The following is a 22832-nucleotide window of genomic DNA, read 5'->3' as shown; positions in this document are numbered from 1 at the left end:
GCGCCATGACCGACACCAACACCCCCCACACCAACACCCACGCCCCCCGCACGCACCGGCTGATCGTCCTCGACATGGCCGGCACCACCGTCGCCGACGGCGGCCTCGTCGAGCGCGCCTTCGAGCGGGCCGCCGAGCGCCTCGGCGTCGAGCCGGGCAGCGCCGACCACGCCACCAAGCTCCAGTACGTACGCGACACCATGGGCGAGTCGAAGATCTCCGTCTTCCGCCACCTCTTCGGCGCCGAGGACCTCGCCCAGCGCGCCAACTCCGCCTTCGAGGAGGCCTACGGGGAACTCGTGGACGGCGGCCTCATCGCCCCGATCCCCGGCGCCCGCGAGGCCATCGAGAAGCTCCGCGCCGACGGCCGCACCGTGGCCCTCACCACCGGCTTCGCCCGCATCACCCAGGACGCCATCCTCGACGCCCTCGGCTGGCAGGACCTGGCCGACCTCACCCTGTGCCCCGCCGACGCGGGCGGCCGCGGCCGGCCCTACCCGGACATGGTGCTGGCCGCCTTCCTGCGCACCGGCGCCGTGGCCGACGTACGCGACACCGTGGTCGCCGGCGACACCTCGTACGACATGCTCAGCGGCGTCCGCTCCGGCGCCGGGATCGTGGCGGGCGTCCTCACCGGCGCCCACGACCGCGCGGCCCTGACCGAGCACGGCGCCACCCACGTCCTGGCCTCCGTCGCCGACCTCCCCGCACTCCTGGAGCACGCGGACCAGGAGCGGGAGCCCGGCGCGTGAGCGGCATCCGCTTCGACTCCGTCTCCGTCGCCTACGGCGGCAACACCGTCCTGGACTCCCTCGACCTGACCGTCGAGCCCGGCGAGGTCATGGCGCTGCTCGGCCCCTCCGGCTCCGGCAAGACCACGGCCCTGCGCGCGGTCGCCGGCTTCGTCCGGCCCGCCTCGGGCCGGATCCTGATCGGCGGCCGGGACGTCACCGCGCTCCCGCCGCACAAGCGCGGCATCGGCATGGTCGTCCAGCAGTACGCGCTCTTCCCGCACATGCGCGTCGCGGACAACGTCGCCTTCGGCCTGCGGGCGCAGAAGGCGCCCAAGGCGGAGATCCCCGGCCGCGTCGCCGAGGCGCTGGAGATGACCGGGATGGCGGCCTACGCCCAGCGCTACCCCCGCGAGCTCTCCGGCGGGCAGCAGCAGCGCGTGGCCATCGCCCGCGCCCTCGCCATCCGCCCCGGGGTACTCCTCCTGGACGAGCCGCTGTCCGCGCTCGACGCGCAGCTGCGCTCCGGGATGCTCGCCGAACTGGCCCGGCTGCACCGCGAACTGCCCGACGTGTCCATCCTCTACGTCACCCACGACCAGGTCGAGGCGCTGACCCTGGCCGACCGGATCGCCGTCATGGACCAGGCCCGCCTCCAGGACTGCGGCACCCCGCAGGAGCTGTACCGGGCCCCGCGCACCGAGTTCACCGCCTCCTTCGTCGGCAACGCCAACCTCCTGCCGGTCACCGTCGCCGACGGGGGCGCGCTCTTCGCCGGGCACCCCCTCACCCTCGACCCCGGCCGGGCGGCCGTCGGCGCCGGCGCCACCCTGTGCGTACGCCCGCACCTGCTCGGCCTCGGCGCCGGCCCCAACGCGCTGAGCGGGACCATCACCGAGGTGCAGTGGCGCGGTTCGACCCACCGGCTCTACGTGGACATCGAGGGCCACCGGGTCAAGGCGGACCTGCCCGAACTGCGCGAGACCCCGGCGCTGGGCGACCACGTCACCCTGCACTTCGAGCCGCGGGACGCGGTGCTGCTGGCCGCAGGGGTGTCCGATGCCTGAGGCCGCGCCGCGCACAGGGGCCATCCCGGCCCAGAGCGCCGCCGAGTCAGCCGGCTCCGCCGAGTCAGCCGGCTCCACCGGCTCCGCCACGCGCGGAACCTCGCGGAGCGGGCCGCACGAGCCCGGGCAGGGCGCCGGCCCGGCCGGCGACTCCGGCTGGGCGGACCGTGCTCCCTCCGTGCGCCCCACCCCGGAGGGGCCCACACGTGAGTCCGGTAGCGTCCCCCGCTGGCTGTGGACCGTGCCTCCCGTCGCCGTCCTCGCGGTGGTCTTCCTCTACCCCCTCGCGCTGGTCGTCCAGCAGTCCCTGTCCCCCGAGAACGGGGGCGGCACCTTCGACGCCTACGCCTCCGTCTTCGCCTCGCACTCCTTCCGCGAGGCCCTCGGCACCACCGTCTGGCTGGCCGTCGGCGCCACCGCGGGCTGCCTGGTCCTCGGCTTCGCGCTCGCGCTGGTCATCGCCTTCGTCCCGTTCCCCGGGGCGCGCGCCGTGGCCAAGTTCATCGACGTCTTCCTCTCCTTCCCCTCCTTCCTCATCACCCTCGCCCTCCTCTTCATCTACGGCACGGTCGGCATGGCCAACGGCCTGTGGACCGACACCTTCGGCGTCCGGGAAGGGCCCTTCCACTTCCTGACCACCCCGTGGGGCGTCCTCCTCGCGGAGATCACCTACTTCACGCCCTTCGTGATGCGCCCGCTGCTCGCCGCCTTCTCCCAGCTGGACACCGCCCAGCTGGAGGTGGCCTCCTCGCTCGGCGCGAAGCCCGGCCGCATCATCCGGCGGGTGATCCTCCCCGAGGCCCTCCCGGCCCTCGCCGCCGGCGGCAGCCTCGTCCTGGTCATGTGCCTCAACGAGTTCGGGATCGTCCTGTTCACCGGAGCCAAGGACGTCACCACGCTCCCGATGCTCATCTACGGCAAGGCGATCCTCGAATCCGACTACGCCGCCGCCTGCGTGGTCGCCGTCGTCAACATCGTGATCTCCGTCGGCCTGTTCGGCCTCTACCGGGTGGTGAGCAAGCGTGCTGGTGCATAGCAAGAGCGGCCGCTGGGCCGCCTGGAGCCTCTTCGGCATCCTCTTCCTGCCCCTCTTCGCCCTGCCCCTGCTCGTCGTGGTCGCCGCGTCCTTCTCGACGCACTGGTCCGGGGCCTTCCCCTCCGGCCCCACCACCGAGAACTACGCCGCCGCCGTCCGGGGCGAGTCCCTCCAGGCGCTGACCACCTCGCTGCTCACCGCACTGGCCGCCAGCGTGATCGCGCTCACCGTCGGGACCTGGGCGGCGCTCGCCGCCGCCGGGCTCCGCAGGCGCGCAAAGAGCTCCCTGGACGCGCTGTTCATGCTGCCGGTCGCCGTGCCGTCCGTGGTCGTCGGCCTCGCCGTGCTCGTCGCCTTCAGCAAGCCGCCGCTGCTCCTCAACGGCACCAGCTCGATCGTGATCCTGGCGCACACGATTCTTGTCACGGCGTTCGCCTACCAGTCGGTTTCGGCTGCCATCGTGCGTCTCGACCCCGCGTACGAGCAGGCCGCGGCTTCCCTGGGCGCCCGCCCCGCGTACGTGCTGTGGCGGGTCAAGCTCCCCCTCCTGCTGCCGTCGCTCACCGCGGCGGCCGGGCTCTGCTTCGCCCTGTCCATGGGCGAGCTGAGCGCCACGATGATGCTCTACCCGCCGGACTGGATGCCCCTGCCCGTCCGCATCTTCACCGCCACCGACCGCGGTTCGCTCTTCAGCGGATCCGCCGTCGCCGTGGTCCTGATGGCCACCACCCTGCTGGTCCTGCTGGCCGTCTCGCGTGTCCGCACCAAGGCCACGTACCGCTAGACCCGCTGCCAGACCCCGCTGATTCCCCTGCTGACTCCCTTTCCCCGTGAGGAAGTTCCATGCCCAGCAACAAGTACCTCCGTCTCACCGCCGCCGTCACCGGCAGCCTCGCCCTGGCCGCCGGCCTCACCGCCTGCGCAGGCTCCTCCGACGCGGCCGACGCCTCCGGCGGCAAGGGCGGCGGCGAGAAGGTCGTCACCGTCTACAGCGCCGACGGCCTCAAGAGCGACAAGGGCGACGGCTGGTACGACAAGGTCTTCGCCGACTTCACCAAGAAGACCGGCATCGAGGTCAAGTACGTGGAGGGCGGCTCGGGCGAGATGGTGCAGCGCGCCGTCCGCGAGAAGACCAACACCCAGGCCGACGTACTGATCACGCTGCCCCCGTTCATCCAGCAGGCCGACGGCAAGGGCCTCCTCCAGGCGTACACGCCGCAGGGCGCCGACAAGGTCAACGGGGCGAACAAGTCCTCCGACGGCAAGTGGACCTCGGTCGTGAACAACTACTTCGGCTTCATCTACAACAAGAAGGAGCTGGCCGCGGCCCCCAAGACCTGGGAAGAGCTGCTGGACCCGAAGTACAAGGGCAAGCTCCAGTACTCCACCCCCGGCGTCGCGGGCGACGGCACCGCCGTGCTCATCAAGGCGATGCACGACTTCGGCGGCAAGGAGCCGGCGAACGAGTACCTGAAGAAGCTCCAGGCCAACAACGTCGGCCCGTCCTCCTCCACCAGCAAGCTCGCGCCGAAGACCGACAAGGGCGAGCTGCTCGTCGCCAACGGCGACGTCCAGATGAACTTCGCGCAGTCCAAGTCCATGCCGAACATCGGCATCTGGTTCCCGGCCAAGGACGGCGGCAAGCCCACCACCTTCTCCCTCCCGTACGCGGCCGGCCTCGTCGAGAAGGCCCCGCACACCGAGAACGGCAAGAAGCTCCTCGACTACCTGCTCAGCGAGGACGCCCAGAAGCTCGTCAGCGGTGTCGGCGGCGGCTTCCCGGCCCGCACGGACGTCAAGCCCACCGACGCCAACGCCGTCGAACTCACCAAGCTCATGACCGGAGTCGAGATCTTCGAGCCGGACTGGGCCGACATCGACAAGAACCTCACCGGCTACGTCGACGCGTGGAAGTCGGCCACCGGAAGCTGACTGGTCGCCTCCCGGTCACCCACGACCGGGATAGTGACGCACAGATAACGGGTCTGGACCGAGTCTCGCCTTCGGTCCGGACCCGCCGTACGCTCGCACGCGCTGCCGCACGACCGTACGCCCGCACCACGGCATGCCCGCACGACCGCATGCCCCGTACGTCCCCTGCGCCTTCCCCACGATTACTCCCGGAGGAGTACGTGCCCACTGTCCTGTCCGGACGGACCCTCGCCGTGGCCGCCACCGCCACCGCCCTGCTCGCCACCGGCCTCGCCGCCCACGCCGCGACCGCCGACGAAGCCGCTGCCCCCGCTGCAAGCAGCGGCTCCACCGGAGCGGCCGCGCCCCTTTCTGTGAACAAGGTGCTCGTCATCGGCCTCGACGGCGCGGTCCTGGACCGCGTCAAGGTCGCCAACGCCCCGAACCTGAACGGCCTGATGGCCCAGGGCCTGACCGCCAAGAGCACCCTGTACGCGAACCCGATGGCCGCCACCTCCTCGGGCCCGGGCTGGTCCACGATCGCCACCGGAGTCTGGCCCGACAAGCACGGAGTGAAGGACAACTCCTTCACCGGCAAGAACTACACGGCCTACCCGGACTTCCTGACCCGCATCGAGAACGCCAAGCCGGCGCTCAACACGTACGCGGCCGCCGACTGGGAGCCCATCACCTCCACCGACCAGAACGGCCCGATCTTCTCGGCCAAGGTCGACAAGCGCCTCTCCCTCAAGGGCGACCGCGACGGCTACCACACCGAGGACCCGAAGATCGCGGCCGCGGCCTCCGCCGAACTGCAGGGCCAGAACCCGGACGCCGCCTTCGTCTACTTCGGCGACATCGACCACGCCGGTCACTCCTACGGCGCGGCCAGCCAGCAGTACCTGGACACCATCGCCGAGTCCGACGCACTGGTCGGCAAGCTCCTCGCGGCCGTCCAGAACCGTCCGACGTACGCCCAGGAGAGCTGGAAGATCCTGGTCACCACCGACCACGGCCACACCAACACCGGTGGCCACGGCGGCTCCAGCATCCAGGAGCGCGGAACCTTCGTCCTCGCCAAGGGCGCGGGCATTCCCGCTGGTTCGGTCCGGGGCGACGTCAAGCTCGTCGACGTCGCCGCGACCGCGCTCGCCCACGTCGGCGTCGCGGCCGGCTCCGCGATCGACGGCCTGCCGCTCGACGCTCCGGACGACGACCCCTTCGACACCCTGCGCCCGAACCTCCAGGCCCGCGTGGACGAGACGGGCATCCCGGTCGCGACCAAGGGCTTCACGCACTCCCCGCCGGCCGGCTGGTCCGTCGACAACTCCAAGATGGGCACGGGCGGTGTCACCGAGTGGGCCGGATGGGCCTTCGCGACCGACGAGTTCTGGACCCAGGCGCAGCGCGACCAGTGGCGCGAGCTGAACGTCCGCTCCCGTGACGTGTTCGCCGTCGCCGACTCCGACGAGTGGGACGACAAGAGCCACACCGGCTCCTACGACTCCACCCTCATCACCCCCAAGTGGGCGGTCACCGGCGGCACCACGCGCAACCTGACCTTCCAGACCCACTACCACCACGAGGCCGGCCAGAGCGCCCAGGTCCTGGTCTCCTACAACGGCGGTACCCCGGCGGTCGTCAAGAGCTACACCGCCGACGCCGTCGCCCGGTCCGAGTCGATCGCGCTCCAGGTCCCGGCCGGCGCCACCGACGTCCAGATCCGCTTCCGCTACGCCGGCAGCAACAACTGGTACTGGACCGTGGACAACGTCAAGCTCGGCTGAGGTCGCTTTCGGCGGGTACGGGACCTTTGGTGCGGGGCCCCGACGGGCCTTCGCGGCGACCCGTTCCGCCGTACGGTCCGGGCCGTGGACGCCCCACGCGTCCACGGTCCGGCCCGGATAAGGTGGTAGAGACCAGAGGTCGCGGACGTCGCAGACGTCACAGACGTCAGACGCCACCGAGAGCGGAGAACAGTCCAGTGGCAGAGCGCAAGCCGATCGAATCCTGGCTCACCGACATGGACGGGGTCCTCGTCCACGAGGGCATCCCGATCCCCGGCGCCGACGCCTTCATCAACCGGCTGCGCGAGTCCGGCAAGCCCTTCCTGGTGCTGACCAACAACTCCATCTACACCCCGCGCGACCTTCAGGCCCGCCTGAGCCGGATGGGTCTGGAAGTGCCGGTGGAGAACATCTGGACCTCGGCCCTGGCCACCGCGAAGTTCCTCGACGACCAGCGCCCCGGCGGCACCGCGTACGTCATCGGCGAGGCCGGCCTGACCACCGCCCTGCACGACATCGGCTACATCCTGACGGACCACGAGCCGGACTACGTGGTCCTGGGCGAGACCCGGACGTACAGCTTTGAGGCCATGACCAAGGCGGTCCGCCTGATCAACGCGGGCGCCCGCTTCATCTGCACCAACCCGGACGAGACCGGCCCCTCCGCCGAAGGCCCGCTGCCGGCCACCGGCGCCGTCGCCGCACTGATCACCAAGGCGACCGGCAAGCAGCCGTACTTCGCCGGCAAGCCCAACCCGCTGATGATGCGGACCGGCCTGAACGCCATCGGCGCGCACTCCCACAGCAGCGCGATGATCGGCGACCGGATGGACACCGACATCCTCGCCGGGCTGGAGGCGGGCATGCAGACCTTCCTCGTGCTGACCGGTCTGACGTCGGTCGAGGACACCGAGAAGTTCCCGTACCGCCCGACCCACACGTTCGACTCCATCGCTGATCTGGTCGATCTGGTTTAGCGCGTACGGCTGACACGTACGGGCCAAGAGGGCGCCGCTCCGGATGCGGAGCGGCGCGCCGCGCGTGAATCTCCTTGTTGAGGAGGTTCACCATGCGCAGTGATGTGCTCGCTCTCCGTGTCACCGGGGTGGCCGTCGCCCTGACGGCCCTGTCCGCCGTGACCGCCCCCTTCGCCTTCGCGGAGGAGGACCGGAACCGTGACCGCGGCAGCGTCTCGGCCGACCCCAATCCGGCGGAACCGGGGGCGCAGGTCAAACTGCGCGTCCGTGGCTGTGAGGACGACTGGGCCGTCGCCTCGTCCGTCGTCTTCGTCTCCGAGGTCCGTCTCTCCACCGGCCGCGACGACCGCCGCACCCTGTGGGGCGACGCGATGATCCGGTCCTGGGCCGAGCCCGGCCGCCACGACATCAAGATCAAGTGCGGCGGCCGCGGCGGCGAACGCGAGTGGGGCACGATCGAGATCGAGCGCCGCCGGGAACACCGCCCCAACCCCCACCACACCCCCGTCTGGCCGGTCCACGCGGGCGGCGGCGGCATGTCCGAGGAGATCGCCGCGAAGTCGAAGGCGGCGGGCGCGGCCGAGGCCGCCAAGGCCGCCAAGACCGCCGATTCCGCGCAGCTCGCCGCGGCGGCGAAGAAGAGCGGCGCGGGCGACGGCCCGGGCCTGCCGCACACGGTGATCGGCGCGGTGCTCGCCGCCGCAGCCACTCTCGCGGTCGCCGGCCGGGCGCTGGCCCTACGCCGCCGCCGCAGCGGCGAGTGACCGGGTGATCGGGTGAGCGGCGAGCCGAGGAGCTCCGGCGGCTCCCGGCTGCTGACCTTCGCCGCCTGGTCGGTGCTGGTCCTCGGCCTGTGGCTGTGGGGCCGCGAGATCACCGGCGTCGCGATACCCCCGCCCGGCCAGGCCGGTGGACCGGCCGCCCCGGGCATGCCCGCGGCGCACACCCCGCTGGGGCCGGCCGCGCCCGCGCGGGTGGACGTACCGTCCCTGGGCGTCCAGGCCCCGGTGATGGTCCGGGACCTCGACGCGCAGGGGGCGATCGAAGCGCCCCCGTACGAGAACCCGGGCACGGTCGGCTGGTGGCGCGGCGGCGCCCAGCCCGGCGCGGCCGGGACCGCGCTGCTGGTCGGGCACGTGGACACGCGGTCCAAGCCCGCGGTGTTCTACGGCCTGAGCTCGGCGAAGAAGGGCGACAAGGTGCGCGTGCTGCGGGCCGACGGCTCGGTGGCGGAGTTCACGATCGAGGACGTACGGGTCCACGAGCGCGCGGACTTCGATCCCGCCAAGGTCTACGGCCCCAAGGTCCGCGGCCGGGCCGAACTGCGGCTGGTGACCTGCGGCGGCAGCTACGACAAGGCGGCCAAGCAGTACTCGGCGAACGTGGTCGTGTCGGCGTACCTGACGGGCGTCGGAGTCCGCCCCGGAACGGCGGTCTGAACGCACCCCGCACCCTGCTGCCCGCGCCGGGCGCACACGAAGAAGCCCCTCGCAGTTCTCACTGCGAGGGGCTTCTTTGCGTCTGTGCGCCGCCAGGGACTCGAACCCCGGACCCGCTGATTAAGAGTCAGCTGCTCTAACCAACTGAGCTAGCGGCGCTTGGTGACAGGGAAAACTCTACCGCACCGCTGCAGGTGCTCGTGACAAGCCGCGCGCGTTCTGTCCGATTAACCCATGTTTAGGGGTTATGTCGTGCACGATATGTCTGGGCCGTGCCGGATCTGATGCCCCGCCAGATGCGGTCCCGGGCCGACCAGTGACGAGCAGGGGAGTGGACGGAACCGCATGACGATGCAGCCTCCGACGCATGTGTACGAAGTGAAGCCGACGGCCGAGGCGATGCCGCCGATGCCGCTGCCCTCCTTCGAGGAGTACGAACCCGCCGGCGACTGCCCGTGCCGAGGCTGCGCCCAGCGTCGTCGCACGCTCGCGCGCGCTCGGGCCATACCGCTGCGCGACGGCGGACACCCTGCCGCGCGCGGAGCCCGCCGGGCGCTGGTCCTGGCCACGGCTGCGGGGGTGGTCCTCGGCGGCGGGGGAGCGGCCGTGGCCACGGCCGCGCCGGGCCCCGGCGGCCGGGTGGCCCTGGACGACCCCGGCTCCCCGCAGGGCGGCCGGGCCCCGCTGCACGGGCCGAAGGGAGCGAAGGGAGCGAAGGGCACGCCGGCCAAGCCGGCCGGGCTGCCGGGAGCGCCCTCCGCGGTGAAGCGGACCGACCGGGCGACGATCATCAACCGGGCGAAGCTGTGGCTGGACGCGCAGGTCCCGTACAGCATGTCCGAGTACTGGTCGGACGGGTACCGGCAGGACTGCTCCGGCTTCGTCTCGATGGCCTGGAACCTCGGCACGAACGAGTGGACCGGCAGCCTCGACAAGTTCGCGACCCGGATCACGAAGGAGGAGCTGCTCCCCGGAGACATGCTGCTCTTCCACAACCCGGCCGACCCCAACAAGGGCTCGCACGTCGTCCTCTTCGGCGGGTGGGGGGACGAGACGCGCACGCACTACGTCGCCTACGAGCAGACGCGGCCCACGACGCGGAAGCTGGCCACGCCGTACGGCTACTGGAACAACGCGGTGAAGTACATCCCGTACCGGTTCAACGGGGTGGCGGGCGGAGTCGTTCCCGAGCCCCCGGTCACGGGCGAGCCGCCCGCGCCGGGCGGCACGCCGGCCGTCTCGGCCACCTTCCCCGGTACGTCGAAATTCGGGCCGGGCAAGGACAACGCCCACGTCGCGCAGCTCGGCCGGATGCTGTCCGACCGCGGCGGGCTGCGCTTCTACCCGAAGGGCGTCAGCACGAAGTGGTCCGACGCCGACCGGCAGGCGACCGAGGCCTTCCAGCGCGCCCAGGGCTGGACGGGCGCGGACGCCGACGGCGTCCCGGGCGCGCAGACCTGGCGGCTGCTCGCCCGCCACCAGGGCAAGGACATCCCGCCGCTCACGGACGGCGCACCGGGCCCGGCGGGCAAGCCCGCCTTCCCCGGGGCGTCCGTCTTCCGGCCGGGCGCGTCCCACCCGTCCATCACCGCCCTTGGCCGCCAGCTGGTGAAGAAGGGCTTCGGCAAGTACTACACGGCCGGACCGGGCCCCCGCTGGGGCGAGGCCGACCGCCGCAACGTCGAGGCGTTCCAGCGAGCCCAGGGCTGGCGCGGCGCCGAGGCCAACGGCTACCCGGGCCCGGAAACCTGGCGCCGGCTGTTCGCATGACGGAGGCAACGATGTACCCCACGCGCACGACATCGACCACAGGCACCTTCGAGATCCCCCCGCACCCGACCCCCCGAGCGACGCCCCCGCCTCCCGCCACCCCCGCCCCGGCCGAACCGGCACGCTCCACGCCGTTCCAGCCCGAGGCCGCCGCACCGGGCGGTGCCGTGTCGGCCGGGGCCGCAGCAGGCGGTGCCGTGTCGGCCGGGGCCACGTCGGCCGGCGCCGCACCGGCAGCTGCCGCGCCCCGGTGGGTTGTTCCGGCCGAGGCCGAGGCCGCGCCGACCGAGGCCGGGTGGGCAGGTGCCGGGTCCCGTACCGACCGGGGCTCGCACTTCTCGGGCGCGCCCGGAACCACGTCCGTGCCGGCTGCCGCAGGGTGGGCGGCGGCCGACGCGGGTACCGAGCGGGGCTCGCACCTGTCGGCCACGCCTGACCCGGCCACGCCCGCACCGGTCGCAGCCGTGCCGAACACCGCCGGGCGGGTCCCGGCCGCCGCTGACGCCGAACGGGGCTCAGACATGCCGGCCGAGCACGACCGGGCCACGTCCGTACCGGCCGCCGCAAGGCGGGAGCCGGCCGAGGTCGGCGCCGAGCGGGGCTCGCGCAGGGCGGCCGGGCACAACCGGGCTGCATCCGCGGAGTCCGCGCCCATGCCGGACGCGGCAGGGCGGGCACCGGCCGAGGTCGGCGCCGAGCGGGGCTCGGACCTGCCGGCCGCGCCCGCCCAGGCCGCAGCCGTGACGGCTGGCGCAGGGTGGGCGGCGGCCGAGGCCGGTGCCCAGTGGGGCTCGCGCAGGGCGGCCGGGCACGACCGGGCTGCATCTGCGCAGGCCGCGCCCATGCCGGACGAGGCAGGGCGGGTCCCGGCCGAGGTCGGCGCCGAGCTGGGCGCACACCTGCCAGCCTCGCTTGACGGGGCCGCGCCTGACAGGGTCGTGCCCGCCCCGGCCGCAGCCGTGACGGCTGGCGCAGGGTGGGCGGCGGCCGAGGGCGGCACCGAGCGGGGCTCGCGCAGGGCGGCCGAGCACGACCGGGCCGCATCCGCGCAGGCTGCGCCCGCGCAGGCCGCGCCCGTGCCGGTCCCTTCGGGGCGGGCCGGGGCCTCCGTGGCCATGGCTTCCGGCGCGGGGCCTGCCGCAGCCTCCGTGCCCGCGGCGGCGGCTACCGAGTGGGCCGCGCCCACCGGCTGGGCCCTGGCGGCCGAGCCGTCGACCGGGCCCGCGCACGACGGGGCCGCCCCCCGGCCGACTCCGGCAGGGGCCCACCCGGACACGGGCGGGCTCGTCGCCGTGGGTGCGGCGGCGCAGCCCACGGCCGTCGCCCCGCACGGGCCCGCCGGACGGGCGGGCGAGGCCGCGCGCAGCGACGTACCGGCGGCGCGGGCCCAGGCCGAGCCGGGGGTGGACATCCCGCATCCCCTGGACGAGGCGACCCACGCCGGTGCGGCCCAGGCCCGGCTGCGGAACCCCGACACCGAATCCGCCCGCCCGCACCCGCAGGACGAGGCCTGGCCCCCGGCTGCCTCCCTCGCCGCCGTGGTGCGGACCCCGTCGGGCGAGGGCCCGTACGCGGCAGCGGACCACGCTCCACGGCACGCGGGTCCGCCCGCCGCCTGGGACCTGCCGGGACAGGGCGGCTCGTCCGCCGAGCAGGGCCGCGCTCCGCAGCACGCGGTCCCGGGCCCCGCCCCGGAGGCCGAGTACGTGGATCGGTACCCCGTACTGGACCTGCCCGAGCCCGAAGACGCCGATCCGGCCGACCCGACCGGCGGGCGGGAGGTGACGTGGTCCGTGCCCGCCCCGGGCGGCGCCGGTGACGGTGGCTCCCTCGGCAACGGCCCCGTCGGTGACGGCCCCGTCGGCGACGGCGGACCCGGACGGGAGGCCGCGGACGGCGAGGCCACGGACGGCGAGGCCGCCACCGCCCCGCAGCCCGCGACCAGCGGCGGCGGCGCCGTGCCCGGGCCCGAGGCCGCCGAGGTCGCCGAGGTCGTCGCGCGGGCCGTGGCGCGGATCGCGGAGGACGATACGCAGGACCTGCCCCTGGTCACTGCGGTGCGCGGGGTCGCGGTGACCGAGGTGCCGGTGCACCTGCCGTTCCGCGGCGCCGCCCAGCCCCAGCCCCAGCCCGAGCCCCAGCCCGAGCCCCAGCCCGAGCCCGAGCAGCCGACGCCGACCCCGAAGTCGCCGAAGGCCACCGCCCCCCGGTCCGCCCCCGGCCGCCGCGTGCCCCGTGGCGACGACCGGCTCCACGAGCACCGCGGCCCGGTGCTGCCCGGCTGGATCGCGGTGGCCGTCGGCGGGATCGCACTCGCCGGCTGCGCGGTCGTGCTCTGGCGGGCAGGGGCCGTCCCCGACTCCCTCGCGCTGGCGTTCGGCGCGGAGCCCCGCCCCTACCGGGGACTGCAGGCGCGCTTCTGGCCGCCGCTAGCCTTCCTCGGGATCGTCGCCCTCCTCGCCCTCGGCGGGCTGGGCCGCGGCCGGGCCGGCCACGCCTGGGTGCTCACCCTCTTCGGCCGCTACCGCGGCACCGTCCGCCGCTCCGGCCTGACCTGGATCAGCCCCCTGCTGCTGCGCCGCCGGGTCGACGTCCGGCTGCGGCACTGGCGCAGCGACCCGATGCCCGCCGTGGACTCCGGCGGGCTCGCCCTCCAGGTCGTCGTCCAGGTGGTCTGGCAGGTCAAGGACACCGCCCGCGCGACCCTGGCCGTGGAAGACCACGTCGACTACCTCGCCGAGCAGGTCGAATCGGCGATGGCCCGGGTCCTGTCCCAGCTTCCCGCCGACGCCTTCCACGAGGCCGCCCCGACCCTGCGCGACGCCGAGGCCGTCGGCGACGCGCTGACCCGGATGCTGGCGGCCGAGACCGAGGCGGTCGGTGTGGAGGTGTTCTCGGCGCAGCCCACCCGGATCGAGTACGCCCCCGAGGTCGCGGACGCCATGCGCCGGCGCCGGGTCGCGGCGATCGACGCCAAGCACCGGGACACCGTGCTGACCTCGGTGGTCGACGCGGTGGACGACACCGTCCACCGCCTCACCTCGCGCGGGCTCGTCGAGCTCGACGACTACGAGCGCAAGACCCTGGTGAAGGACCTGACCGTGGCGTTCTACACGGGCCGCGCCGAGTAGCCCCCACCGGCCGATGCCGGGCCGATGGCCCGCCGACGCCGGGCCGACGGGAGAACGGGTGGAATCCGGATGGTCCGGACCACCCGTTCTTCCGTTGGTCTGGACATGGCCAACTCCCGTCAATACTGTGGAACTTGGTCTAGACCTAAAACCAGAACTCGCGAACGGGCCGTACCGCCGACACCGGTACGGCCCATCCCCACGCGTGCGCACGCGCTCTCCGGACATCCCCCCACGTTCAAGGAGCAACAGCATCATGCGTTCCTTCCGCATGCCCAGAACCACCGGAACCAAGCGGGCCGCCGCCACGGCCACCGCCACCACCGTCGGCCTCGGCGTCGTCGCCGCACTCGCGCTCGTCACGGCCCCCACGGCCAGCGGCCACGGGTACACCGACACCCCGATCAGCCGCCAGAAGCTCTGCGCCAACAGGACCGTCTCCGACTGCGGCCCCATCCAGTGGGAGCCCCAGAGCGTCGAGGGTCTCAAGGGGTTCCCCGCCGCCGGTCCCGCCGACGGCCGCATATGCGCCGGCAACCACACGGAGTTCGCCCAGCTCGACGACCCGCGCGGCGGCGCCTGGCCGGCCACCCCGGTGACCAGCGGTCAGAGCTACGGCTTCCGCTGGCAGTTCACCGCGAACCACTCCACCACCGACTTCCGGTACTACGTCACCAAGAACGGCTGGGACCCCACCAAGCCCCTCACCCGCGCCGCCCTCGACCCGCAGCCCTTCCTCACGGTCGCCTACAACGGCGCCCGCCCCGCCATGACCACCGTCCACCAGGGCGCCATGCCGAGCGGCAAGACCGGCCGGCACCTGATCCTCGCCGTGTGGACCGTCAACGACACCCCGATGGCCTTCTACTCCTGCTCCGACGTCCAGTTCTGACGGCTGCGGCCCACCGCGGCGTTCATTTCTGACGGAACGTCAGCTATTCTCCGGCGGCATGCGGACGACGACACCCGAAACCGTCGCGGAGCTCATCGCGAGCCAATGGGGCGACCACCGGCCCGGTCTGAAGTACGCCGACGGCGTCCTCAGTCACCACCGGACCGCCCGGGAGGCCGCGGCGCGCGCCGCGCTCCTCGTCGACCTGCTGCCGCCGGGGGCGGAGCCGCACATCGGGGTGCTGCTCGACAACACCCCCGAGTTCCCCTTCTGGCTCGGCGCGGCGGCCCTCGCCGGGGCCGCCGTCGCCGGGATCAACCCCACCCGGCGCGGTCCCGAACTGGCCCGCGACATCCTGCACACCGACTGCCGGATCCTGGTGACCGAGCGGACCCACCTGCCGCTCCTGCGCGGCCTCGACCTGCCCGGCGTGCGCCTCCTCGTCACGGACACGGAGGAGTACGAGGCCCTGCTCGCCCCGTACGCCGGCGCGAAGCCCGGCGACGCGACGCTCGGCCCCGGCCCGGCCCCGGCCTCCCGGCTGCTCCTCTACTTCACCTCCGGCTCCACCGGCGCCCCCAAGGCCGCCATCTGCACCCAGGGCCGTCTGGCCGGCGCCGGCTCTTCGCTCGCACGTCACTTTTCGGTCACCCCGGACGACGTCCACTACATCTGCATGCCCCTCTTCCACGGCAACGCCGTCATCGCCGACTGGCTCCCCGCCCTCGCGGGCGGGGCCGCCGTGGCCCTGCGCCGCCGCTTCTCGGCCTCCGCGTTCCTGGACGACGTACGGGCCTACGAGGCGACGTACTTCAGCTACGTGGGCCGGGCCGTGCAGTACCTCCTCGCCACCCCGCCCCGCCCCGACGACCGCGCGCACACCCTGCGCCTCGGCTTCGGCACCGAGGCGGGTGCGGTCGACGCGGCGCGCTTCGCCGAGCGCTTCGGGGTCCGCCTCGTCGAGGGCTACGGGGCCACCGAGGGCGGCGCCTCCGTCCAGCGCACCCCCGACACCCCGCCGGGCGCCCTCGGCCGCGCGGGCGCGGGCGACGACCTGGCCGTCATCGACCCGGAGACGGGCCGCGCGTGCCCGCCGGCCGTGCTCGACCCGCGGGGCCGGCTCCTCAACGGCGCCGAAGCCATCGGCGAGCTGGTCAACAAGGGCAGGAACCTCTTCGAGGGCTACTGGCGCAACCCCGACGCGGAGGCCGCCCGCACCCGCGACGGCTGGTACTGGACCGGGGACCTCTTCTTCCGCGACCCCGAGGGCTTCCTCTACTTCGCCGGCCGCACCGACGACCGGCTGCGCGTGGACAGCGAGAACCTGGCCGCCGCGGTGATCGAGAACATCCTGGCCCGCTGGACCCGGGCGGCCGCGGTGGCCGTCTACGCCGTACCGGACGAAGTGGCGGGCGACCAGGTCATGGCCGCCGTGGCCCTGCGCGAGGGGGCCGCCTTCTCCCCGCAGGGGTTCGCGGCCTTCCTCGCCGCCCAGCCCGACCTCGGCACGAAGATGGCCCCGCGGTACGTGCGCATCGTCGACGCCATGCCGACCACGGCGACCAACAAGGTCCACCGGGTCTCCCTGCGCGGCGCGGCCTTCCGCACCACCGACCCGGTCTGGTGGCGGCCGCCGGGCGAGGACGCGTACCGGCGGCTGGAAGCGGAGGATCTCGCGGGGCTCCTGGCCGCCTACGAGGCCCAGGGGCGGGCCGACCTGCTGGGCCGCTGACCGGGGCGCCGACCGGGCCGCCGAGGGGGCGCCGCGTGCGGATCCGGAAGCGGTTTTGAGCACTCCGGAGGAGCAGGTAGTATTTTCTCTGTCAGCAGGCGCCGCTAGCTCAGTTGGTTAGAGCAGCTGACTCTTAATCAGCGGGTCCGGGGTTCGAGTCCCTGGCGGCGCACCTGTCCGTCGGGCGGTTTCCGGTTCACCGGGAACCGCCCGAAGTGTTTTCCGGGCCCGTCCGGGGTCGGGCCGCCCACCCCCCCCGTCAGAGGGTGAGCGAGAGCAGCAGCGGCGCGGCCTTGCGGTTCAGCACGTCGGCCGCGGCCCGCAGCCGGTGGGCGTGCTCCACGGGCAGGGACAGGGCCAGGCAGCCGACCGAGGCTCCCGCCGTGATCGGGACGGCGGCGCAGACCGTGCCGACGGCGTACTCCTGCAGGTCGAGCGTGGGCACCGTGGCCGGCTGGCTGTCCAGCTTCGAGAAGAGGATCCGCTCGTTCACGATGGTCTTCGACGTCAGCCGGGCGATCTTGTGCCGGGACAGGTGGTCGCGCCGGCCGTCGAGGTCGAGCTGGGTCAGCAGGCACTTGCCGACCGCGCTGGCGTGCGCCGCCGAGCGGAAGTCGACCCACTCGTGCACCTTGGGCGTGCGCGGGCTGTCCGCGAACTGCGTGATCCGGACCTCGCCGTCCACGTACCGGCTGATGTAGACCGCGGCGCCGACGGAGTCCCGCAGCCGGTCCAGGGTGTCCTGGAGCTTGTCCTGCAACGCCTGCTGGCGGTCGACGCCGGAGCCCAGGAGGACGAGGGAGTCCCCTATGGCATAGGCGCCGTCGGACACCTGCAGGACGTACCCCTCACGGCGCAGCATGAGGAGCATGGGGGCGAGATGGACCGCGGGCAGGCCGGTCTCACGCGCGATCTGCACATCGGTCACGCCGCCGGTATGGCGGGCGACCGTTTCGAGTACGCGCAGGGCGTACTGCACCGAGTGGAACGGCGCGGTCGGCTCGGGCTTCAGCGCCACGGTTTTCCCCCTAGCAGGTTGTTACCGCTTGCTCTCACACGATAGCCATCAAGAGGCCCGTGTGGAGCGCCTGTTGATGAGATTGATGGCTCGATCACACCGCGCTGCCTGGATCTAATCCACTGGCATATGCCTAGGTCATGGGCGGTGTCCGAGAGTGCCGGGAATGCCCGGACCGGCCGCGCGGTTCGGGTTCTTCGTACGGACGGGACGGACGGACGAGCGGAGCGGGAGAGACGATGAGTGACATCGCGGACGCGGGGGACGCTGAACGCCGGGGAGGCGACCGTCCGGACGGCGGACCGGGCGGCGGAGGGATCCGCGGGACGGCACTCGGCCGGGCGCCGGTGCCGCTCTCGGTGCTCGACCTCGTCACCGTCGGCGCAGGCAGCACGGCCCACGCCTCCCTGCGCACCAGCGTCGCCATAGCCCGGCTCGCCGAGTCCCGTGGCTACCACCGTCACTGGGTCGCCGAACACCACTCCATGCCCGGGGTCGCCAGCTCCTCCCCGGCGGTGATCCTGGCCCACCTCGCGGCCCACACCTCCCGGATCCGGCTCGGCTCCGGCGGGGTCATGCTGCCCAACCACGCCCCGCTCGCCATCGCCGAGCAGTTCGGCACCCTGGAGGCCCTGGCCCCGGGCCGGATCGACCTCGGCCTCGGGCGCGCCCCCGGCACCGACGGGCAGACCGCCGCCGCGCTGCGCGGACCCGGGCGGCGCGACGAGGCCGTGGACGAGTTCCCCCGGCAGCTCGCGGAGCTGATCCGCTTCCTCGACGACGACTTCCCCGACGGGCACCCGTACGCCCGCGTGCACGCGGTGCCGGGCCCCGTGCAGGGCCCCGCCGGGCGGCCGCCGGTGTGGCTGCTCGGCTCCTCCGGCTTCAGCGCACGCCTCGCCGGCGGACTCGGGCTGCCCTTCGCCTACGCGCACCACTTCGCCCCGGCCGGAACCCTGCCCGCCCTCGACCTCTACCGGCAGTCGTTCCGCCCCTCGGCCGTCCTGGACGCCCCGTACGCCGTCATCGGAGTCGCGGCCCTCGCCGCCGACACGGCCGCGGAGGCCCGCGCGCAGGTCCTGACCGGCGCGCTGTCGATGCTCCGGCTGCGCAGCGGGCGCCCCGGACTGGTCCCGACGCCCGAGGAAGCGGCCGCGTACCCGTACACGCCGCTGGAGCGGGAGTTCGTGGACGACCGGCTCGCGAGCGTGGTCCACGGCACCCCCGACGAGGTCACCACGGGCCTGGACGACCTGGCGAAGCTGACGGGCGCGGACGAGCTGATGCTGACCGCCAACGCCCACGACGGGCAGGCCCGGTTGCGCTCGTACGCCCTCGTCGCGGATGCGTACGGCATGCCGGCCGCGGACGGGCAGGCCTCCGCCTGAGCTTGATCGGCCGGCATCCGGAGATTGGCTGGTTTGTTGCCGAAACCTTGCCGGAGAGTGAATGAAGGCAGCCTTAAATCGCTCGTCACCAAGGGTGGCGGGCGATTTTTGGTGTGGTCCCACGCCCCTGACGTGGGCTTCTGGGCGGCGACTGGTCTAGTCCTTCTTTGGTCCAAACCATTGACTCGGGACCGGAGTGATCGCTATCACTATCCCCACCTGAAGTCTTGCCTTCCCCTCCCACTTCCCCGGAGGCAGTTCATGCACATCCGTAAATCCCTCATCGCGGCCGCCGCCACGGCCGCGCTGGCCGGCGGGACGCTGGCCGCCTTCGCGGGACTCACCACCGCCTCGGCCGCCGAGGCCGGGACCACCGCGTCGGCCGGCAACGTCAAGATCGCTTACTACGACCAGTGGAGCGTGTACGGGAACGCGTTTTATCCCAAGCACCTCGATACCCGTGGCATAGCGGGCAAGCTGGACGTCATTAACTACTCGTTCGGCAACATCCACCCCACCAACCTCACCTGTTTCGAGGCGAACAAGGCGGCGGGCGACGACAACAACCCCAGCGCCGGTGACGGTGCGGGCGACTCGTACGCCGACTACCAGAAGTCCTTCAGCGCGGCCGACAGCGTCAGCGGCGTCGCCGACAAGTGGGACCAGCCGATCGTCGGCGTGTTCAACCAGTTCAAGCAGCTCAAGGCGAAGTACCCGAACCTGAAGATCAACATCTCGCTCGGCGGCTGGACCTACTCGAAGTACTTCAGCGACGCGGCCAAGACCGACGCTTCCCGCAAGAAGCTCGTCTCCTCCTGCATCGACCAGTACATCAAGGGCAACCTGCCCGTCGAGGGCGGCTACGGCGGCGCGGGCAGCGCGGCCGGCATCTTCGACGGCATCGACATCGACTGGGAGTACCCGGGCTCGTCGGGCGGCCACCTCGGCAACCACTACGCCCCCGAGGACAAGCAGAACTTCACGCTCCTGCTCAAGGAGTTCCGCACCCAGCTCGACGCCCACGGCGCGGCCAACGGCGGCAAGAAGTACCTGCTGACCTCGGCCCTCCCGGCCGGCCAGGACAAGATCAAGTACATCGAGACGGACAAGATCGGCGCGTACCTCGACTACGCGAACATCATGACGTACGACATGCACGGCGCCTGGGACTCGGACGGTCCGACGTACCACCAGTCCCCGCTGCTGCCCTCGTCGGCCGACCCGACCGACGCGATCGCCCCGGGCACCGAGAAGTACAGCATCAAGAACGCCATCGACTCCTGGCTCGACGGCAACGCGGCCTACGGGATCACCGGCGGCTTCCCCGCCAACAAGCTGGTCCTGGGCTACGAGTTCTACTACCGCGGCTGGAAGGGCGTGCAGCCCGGCACCACCAACGGTCTCGCCCAGCCCGCCACCCTGGCCTCCGCCGCCCGTCCGACCAGCCAGCAGGCCGGCATCGCGCTCTACAAGGAGCTCGGCGGCATCGTCGACAACCCGGCGACCACCTTCTGGGACGACCAGGCCAAGGCCTCGTACTTCTTCAAGGACGGCGAGTTCTTCACCGGCCTGAACCAGAAGTCCATCCAGGCCCGGGTCGACTACGGCAAGCAGCGCGGCCTGGCCGGCGCGATGATGTACTCCCTGCTCGGCCTGGACGCCAACGCGACCCTGCTGAACCAGATCTCGGACTCCCTGGGCGGCACCACGCAGCCTCCGGTCACCCCGACCGCCACGCCCACCGCGACCCCGACCGCCACCCCGACGGCGACCCCGACCGCCACGCCCACCGCGGGCTGCACGGCTCCGGCGTACGTCGCGGGCACCGTCTACACCGGCGGCAGCGAGGTCTCGTACAACGGCCGCACGTACAAGGCCCAGTGGTGGACGCAGAACGAGGTGCCCGGCACCACCGGTGAATGGGGTGTCTGGAAGGACCTCGGCGCCTGCTGATTCCCCCCACCCCGCGCCGAGCGCCGGCAGCCCCCGCACCCCTCTCCCAGGGTGCGGGGGCTGCTGTGTTGCCTGGTCAGCAAAGGGCGTGGTCGATGAGGTCGCGCACCGCCTCCTCCTGGCGGGCTGCGGTCTGCGGGTCCGCGGAGCGGCTGTGTGCGGAGACGGTGACGGTGCGCAGACCGTCGGTGGTCGTCGCCGCCCGGATCTCGTACCCGAAGCCGTTTCCGCCGTGCCCGAGGTAGCCGCCACCGCAGGACAGGGGCGTGAAGAACAGGCCCAGGCCGTCCCCGCTGCCTTCCGGGTGGCCGCTGTCCGGCGTCACCGGCACGGTGTCGCGCATGGCGGCGAGTTCGGCGGGCTTCAGCAGCCGTCCACCCGCCAGTGCGGCGAAGAAGCGGTTGAGGTCGCGGGCCGTGCCGGTCATCGAGCCGTCGGCCCCGCTGTCGAAGGGGCGGTAGGGGATCGTCGTGTCGACCAAGGGGCCGTTCGCGGTGAACTGCTGGTAGTTGGACGTGTGTGGACGCGGAAGGAAGGGCCACGTGCCGGGGGTTGCGGTCTGCCGGAGGCCGAGCGGGCGCAGGATGCGGTCGTGGACCTGCTGTTCCCAGGTGCGGCCCGTGACCTTCTCGATGATCATTCCGGCCAGCACGTAGTTCGTGTTGGAGTACGCCCAGCCGGTGCCCGCCGGGAAGGCGGGTTCATGGCGCATGGCCAGGGCGACCAGCTCTTCGGGCGCGTAGGCGCGCCACCGGTTGGACAGGTAGGTCCGGGCGCTGGGGTCGGGGAAGACGTCGGAGATGTACTCGGGCAGGCCGCTGGTGTGCTGGAGCAGATCTCGGAGCGTGATGGTCCGGCCGTCGTTGCCGGCTCCGGACACGACTCCGGGCAGCAGCTCCTCCACCGTCTGGTCGAGGGAGATCCGCTTCTCGCCCACCAGTTGCAGCACGACGGTGGCGACGAACGTCTTGGTGGTACTGCCCAGCCGCAGGTGGCCGTCCTCCGGAACCGGGCGGCGAGTGGCGATGTCCGCCACCCCGGAGCGGGCCGTGACCGTCCCGCGCGGGGTATCCAGCCGTACCGCCACCCCGGTGACCCCGGTGTCCCGCAGCGCGTCGGCGTCACGCTGCACGGACCAGGCCGTGTCGGAGGGGCGTGGCGCGGCCGAAGCCGCGACGGACGGCAGGGAGGACACGGTCAGCGCCAGCACGGCAGTTGATAACCAGAAGCGACGAGAGATCATCAACCGAGGCTAGGAACAGCCGAGGGCTGCCAACCATCCGGCACGCGCCCCTTGTCGAACGGGTGCCAGCCGGATGGACGACCCGGGTCAGCGCGTGCGTACGCCGTCGATGGCGATCGCCAGCAGCAGGTCGGCCTCGGCCGGTCCCTCGGCCATGTGCTCGGTGGCCAGCGCGATGGCGCCGACGAGCGTCAGTAGCTGGGCGATGGTGATCCCGGCTCGTACGGCGCCCGCCGTCCGGGCGCGTGCGAGGAGCGCTTCTCCGGCATTGGTGATCATGTCGTGGCAGCTCTCGCCCAGGGCCGGGTCCCCGTCCTGTACCAGCGAAGCCCCCAGCCCGCGGTTGGTCACGGCGTGCGCACCGACGGCGTGAAGCCAGGTGGCCAGCGCCCGGCCCGGGTCCGGTTCGGCGAGGAGGTCCTCCGCCTTCGCGCACAGGGCCGCCACCCGGTCCTTGAAGACCGCCTCCAGCAGCGACTGCCGGGACGGGAAGTGCCGGTGCAGGGTGGCCGAGCCGACCCCCGCCCTGCGGGCGACCTCCTCCAGGGAGGCTTCGGCGCCGTGCTCGGCGATCAGGGCGCCGGCGGCGGCCACGATCTTCTCGACGTTGCGGCGGGCGTCGGCGCGCAGCGGCCGACGGGGCGGGGTGGCGGCGTCCTTCGGCACGGGTGGCTCCTGAGGGCTTGATAAGTGGGGTGGTCCTCCATATCGTAGCGAACGAGAAATGGGGGGCCACCCCACTTAGGTTTGGCTCCGC

18 protein-coding genes and 2 tRNA genes are annotated in these 22832 nt (G+C 72.7%); 16 read left to right on the top strand and 4 right to left on the bottom strand.

From position 1 onward, the window contains the following. The first annotated feature begins 5 nt into the window (after nucleotides 1–5). The 9 genes from AC3IYI_RS14795 to AC3IYI_RS14755 all read left to right on the top strand — a co-directional run bounded on the left by AC3IYI_RS14795 (nucleotide 6) and on the right by AC3IYI_RS14755 (nucleotide 8948). Nucleotides 6–752, top strand: a complete 747-nt coding sequence (locus AC3IYI_RS14795) for a phosphonatase-like hydrolase (RefSeq protein WP_489410621.1) — start codon at nucleotides 6–8, stop codon at nucleotides 750–752. Next, the gene (locus AC3IYI_RS14790) at nucleotides 749–1798 is read left to right on the top strand and encodes an ABC transporter ATP-binding protein (protein WP_489410620.1); all 1050 of its coding nucleotides are present in this window, start codon (nucleotides 749–751) and stop codon (nucleotides 1796–1798) included. Before AC3IYI_RS14795 ends, AC3IYI_RS14790 begins: the two co-directional genes overlap by 4 nt. Beyond that, a complete protein-coding gene (locus AC3IYI_RS14785) occupies nucleotides 1791–2834 on the top strand; it encodes a 2-aminoethylphosphonate ABC transporter permease subunit (protein ID WP_489410619.1) in 1044 nt (347 codons plus the stop codon). Before AC3IYI_RS14790 ends, AC3IYI_RS14785 begins: the two co-directional genes overlap by 8 nt. Beyond that, complete coding sequence (locus AC3IYI_RS14780) at nucleotides 2821–3618, top strand: ABC transporter permease (protein ID WP_489410618.1); 798 nt, start codon at nucleotides 2821–2823, stop codon at nucleotides 3616–3618. Before AC3IYI_RS14785 ends, AC3IYI_RS14780 begins: the two co-directional genes overlap by 14 nt. A 59-nt stretch (nucleotides 3619–3677) precedes the next feature. Beyond that, nucleotides 3678–4766, top strand: coding sequence for a 2-aminoethylphosphonate ABC transporter substrate-binding protein (locus tag AC3IYI_RS14775; RefSeq protein ID WP_489410617.1), 1089 nt, complete (start codon nucleotides 3678–3680; stop codon nucleotides 4764–4766). 200 nt (nucleotides 4767–4966) lie between these two features. Further along, entirely contained in the window at nucleotides 4967–6532 is a 1566-nt protein-coding gene (locus tag AC3IYI_RS14770; protein ID WP_489410616.1) for an alkaline phosphatase family protein, read from the top strand. Between the two features lie 197 nt (nucleotides 6533–6729). After that, nucleotides 6730–7509: an HAD-IIA family hydrolase gene (locus AC3IYI_RS14765; protein ID WP_489410615.1), complete on the top strand. Its 780-nt coding sequence runs from the start codon at nucleotides 6730–6732 to the stop codon at nucleotides 7507–7509. Nucleotides 7510–7601: 92 nt separating this feature from the next. After that, nucleotides 7602–8273, top strand: a complete 672-nt coding sequence (locus AC3IYI_RS14760) for a hypothetical protein (protein ID WP_489410614.1) — start codon at nucleotides 7602–7604, stop codon at nucleotides 8271–8273. Nucleotides 8274–8285: 12 nt separating this feature from the next. Then, on the top strand, nucleotides 8286–8948 hold the full coding sequence (locus AC3IYI_RS14755; protein ID WP_489410613.1) for a class F sortase: 663 nt from the start codon (nucleotides 8286–8288) through the stop codon (nucleotides 8946–8948). Nucleotides 8949–9033: 85 nt separating this feature from the next. Here the strand turns inward: AC3IYI_RS14755 and AC3IYI_RS14750 are convergent. Further along, a tRNA-Lys gene (locus AC3IYI_RS14750) sits at nucleotides 9034–9107 on the bottom strand. A gap of 249 nt (nucleotides 9108–9356) precedes the next feature. On the opposite strand from AC3IYI_RS14750, the gene AC3IYI_RS14745 reads away from it, so the two are divergent. From AC3IYI_RS14745 to AC3IYI_RS14725, 5 genes are all read left to right on the top strand, one after another. Further along, on the top strand, nucleotides 9357–10718 hold the full coding sequence (locus AC3IYI_RS14745) for a peptidoglycan-binding protein (RefSeq protein WP_489411535.1): 1362 nt from the start codon (nucleotides 9357–9359) through the stop codon (nucleotides 10716–10718). Continuing rightward, nucleotides 10715–13849, top strand: a complete 3135-nt coding sequence (locus AC3IYI_RS14740) for an SPFH domain-containing protein (protein ID WP_489410612.1) — start codon at nucleotides 10715–10717, stop codon at nucleotides 13847–13849. The genes AC3IYI_RS14745 and AC3IYI_RS14740 overlap by 4 nt, the downstream gene beginning before the upstream one ends. Nucleotides 13850–14105: 256 nt before the next feature. Further along, nucleotides 14106–14741, top strand: coding sequence for a lytic polysaccharide monooxygenase auxiliary activity family 9 protein (locus AC3IYI_RS14735; protein ID WP_489410611.1), 636 nt, complete (start codon nucleotides 14106–14108; stop codon nucleotides 14739–14741). Nucleotides 14742–14799: 58 nt separating this feature from the next. After that, the gene (locus AC3IYI_RS14730) at nucleotides 14800–16473 is read left to right on the top strand and encodes an AMP-binding protein (RefSeq protein WP_489410610.1); all 1674 of its coding nucleotides are present in this window, start codon (nucleotides 14800–14802) and stop codon (nucleotides 16471–16473) included. Between the two features lie 98 nt (nucleotides 16474–16571). Then, nucleotides 16572–16645, top strand: a tRNA-Lys gene (locus tag AC3IYI_RS14725). A gap of 87 nt (nucleotides 16646–16732) precedes the next feature. Here the strand turns inward: AC3IYI_RS14725 and AC3IYI_RS14720 are convergent. Further along, nucleotides 16733–17491: an IclR family transcriptional regulator gene (locus tag AC3IYI_RS14720; protein WP_243337173.1), complete on the bottom strand. Its 759-nt coding sequence runs from the start codon at nucleotides 17489–17491 to the stop codon at nucleotides 16733–16735. 239 nt (nucleotides 17492–17730) lie between these two features. On the opposite strand from AC3IYI_RS14720, the gene AC3IYI_RS14715 reads away from it, so the two are divergent. Continuing rightward, nucleotides 17731–18879, top strand: coding sequence for an LLM class flavin-dependent oxidoreductase (locus AC3IYI_RS14715; RefSeq protein ID WP_489410609.1), 1149 nt, complete (start codon nucleotides 17731–17733; stop codon nucleotides 18877–18879). A gap of 261 nt (nucleotides 18880–19140) precedes the next feature. Further along, the gene (locus tag AC3IYI_RS14710) at nucleotides 19141–20832 is read left to right on the top strand and encodes a glycosyl hydrolase family 18 protein (RefSeq protein WP_489410608.1); all 1692 of its coding nucleotides are present in this window, start codon (nucleotides 19141–19143) and stop codon (nucleotides 20830–20832) included. Between the two features lie 76 nt (nucleotides 20833–20908). On the opposite strand, the gene AC3IYI_RS14705 is transcribed toward AC3IYI_RS14710, so the two are convergent. Beyond that, the gene (locus AC3IYI_RS14705) at nucleotides 20909–22075 is read right to left on the bottom strand and encodes a serine hydrolase domain-containing protein (protein WP_489410607.1); all 1167 of its coding nucleotides are present in this window, start codon (nucleotides 22073–22075) and stop codon (nucleotides 20909–20911) included. A gap of 87 nt (nucleotides 22076–22162) precedes the next feature. Further along, on the bottom strand, nucleotides 22163–22741 hold the full coding sequence (locus AC3IYI_RS14700; RefSeq protein ID WP_489410606.1) for a TetR/AcrR family transcriptional regulator: 579 nt from the start codon (nucleotides 22739–22741) through the stop codon (nucleotides 22163–22165). Between the last annotated feature and the right edge of the window lie 91 nt (nucleotides 22742–22832).

The sequence above is a fragment of the Streptomyces sp. GL_148 genome (assembly GCF_057834205.1).
The sequence above is the reverse complement of the archived record's forward strand: the minus strand, read 5'-3'. Positions and strand labels throughout refer to the sequence as shown.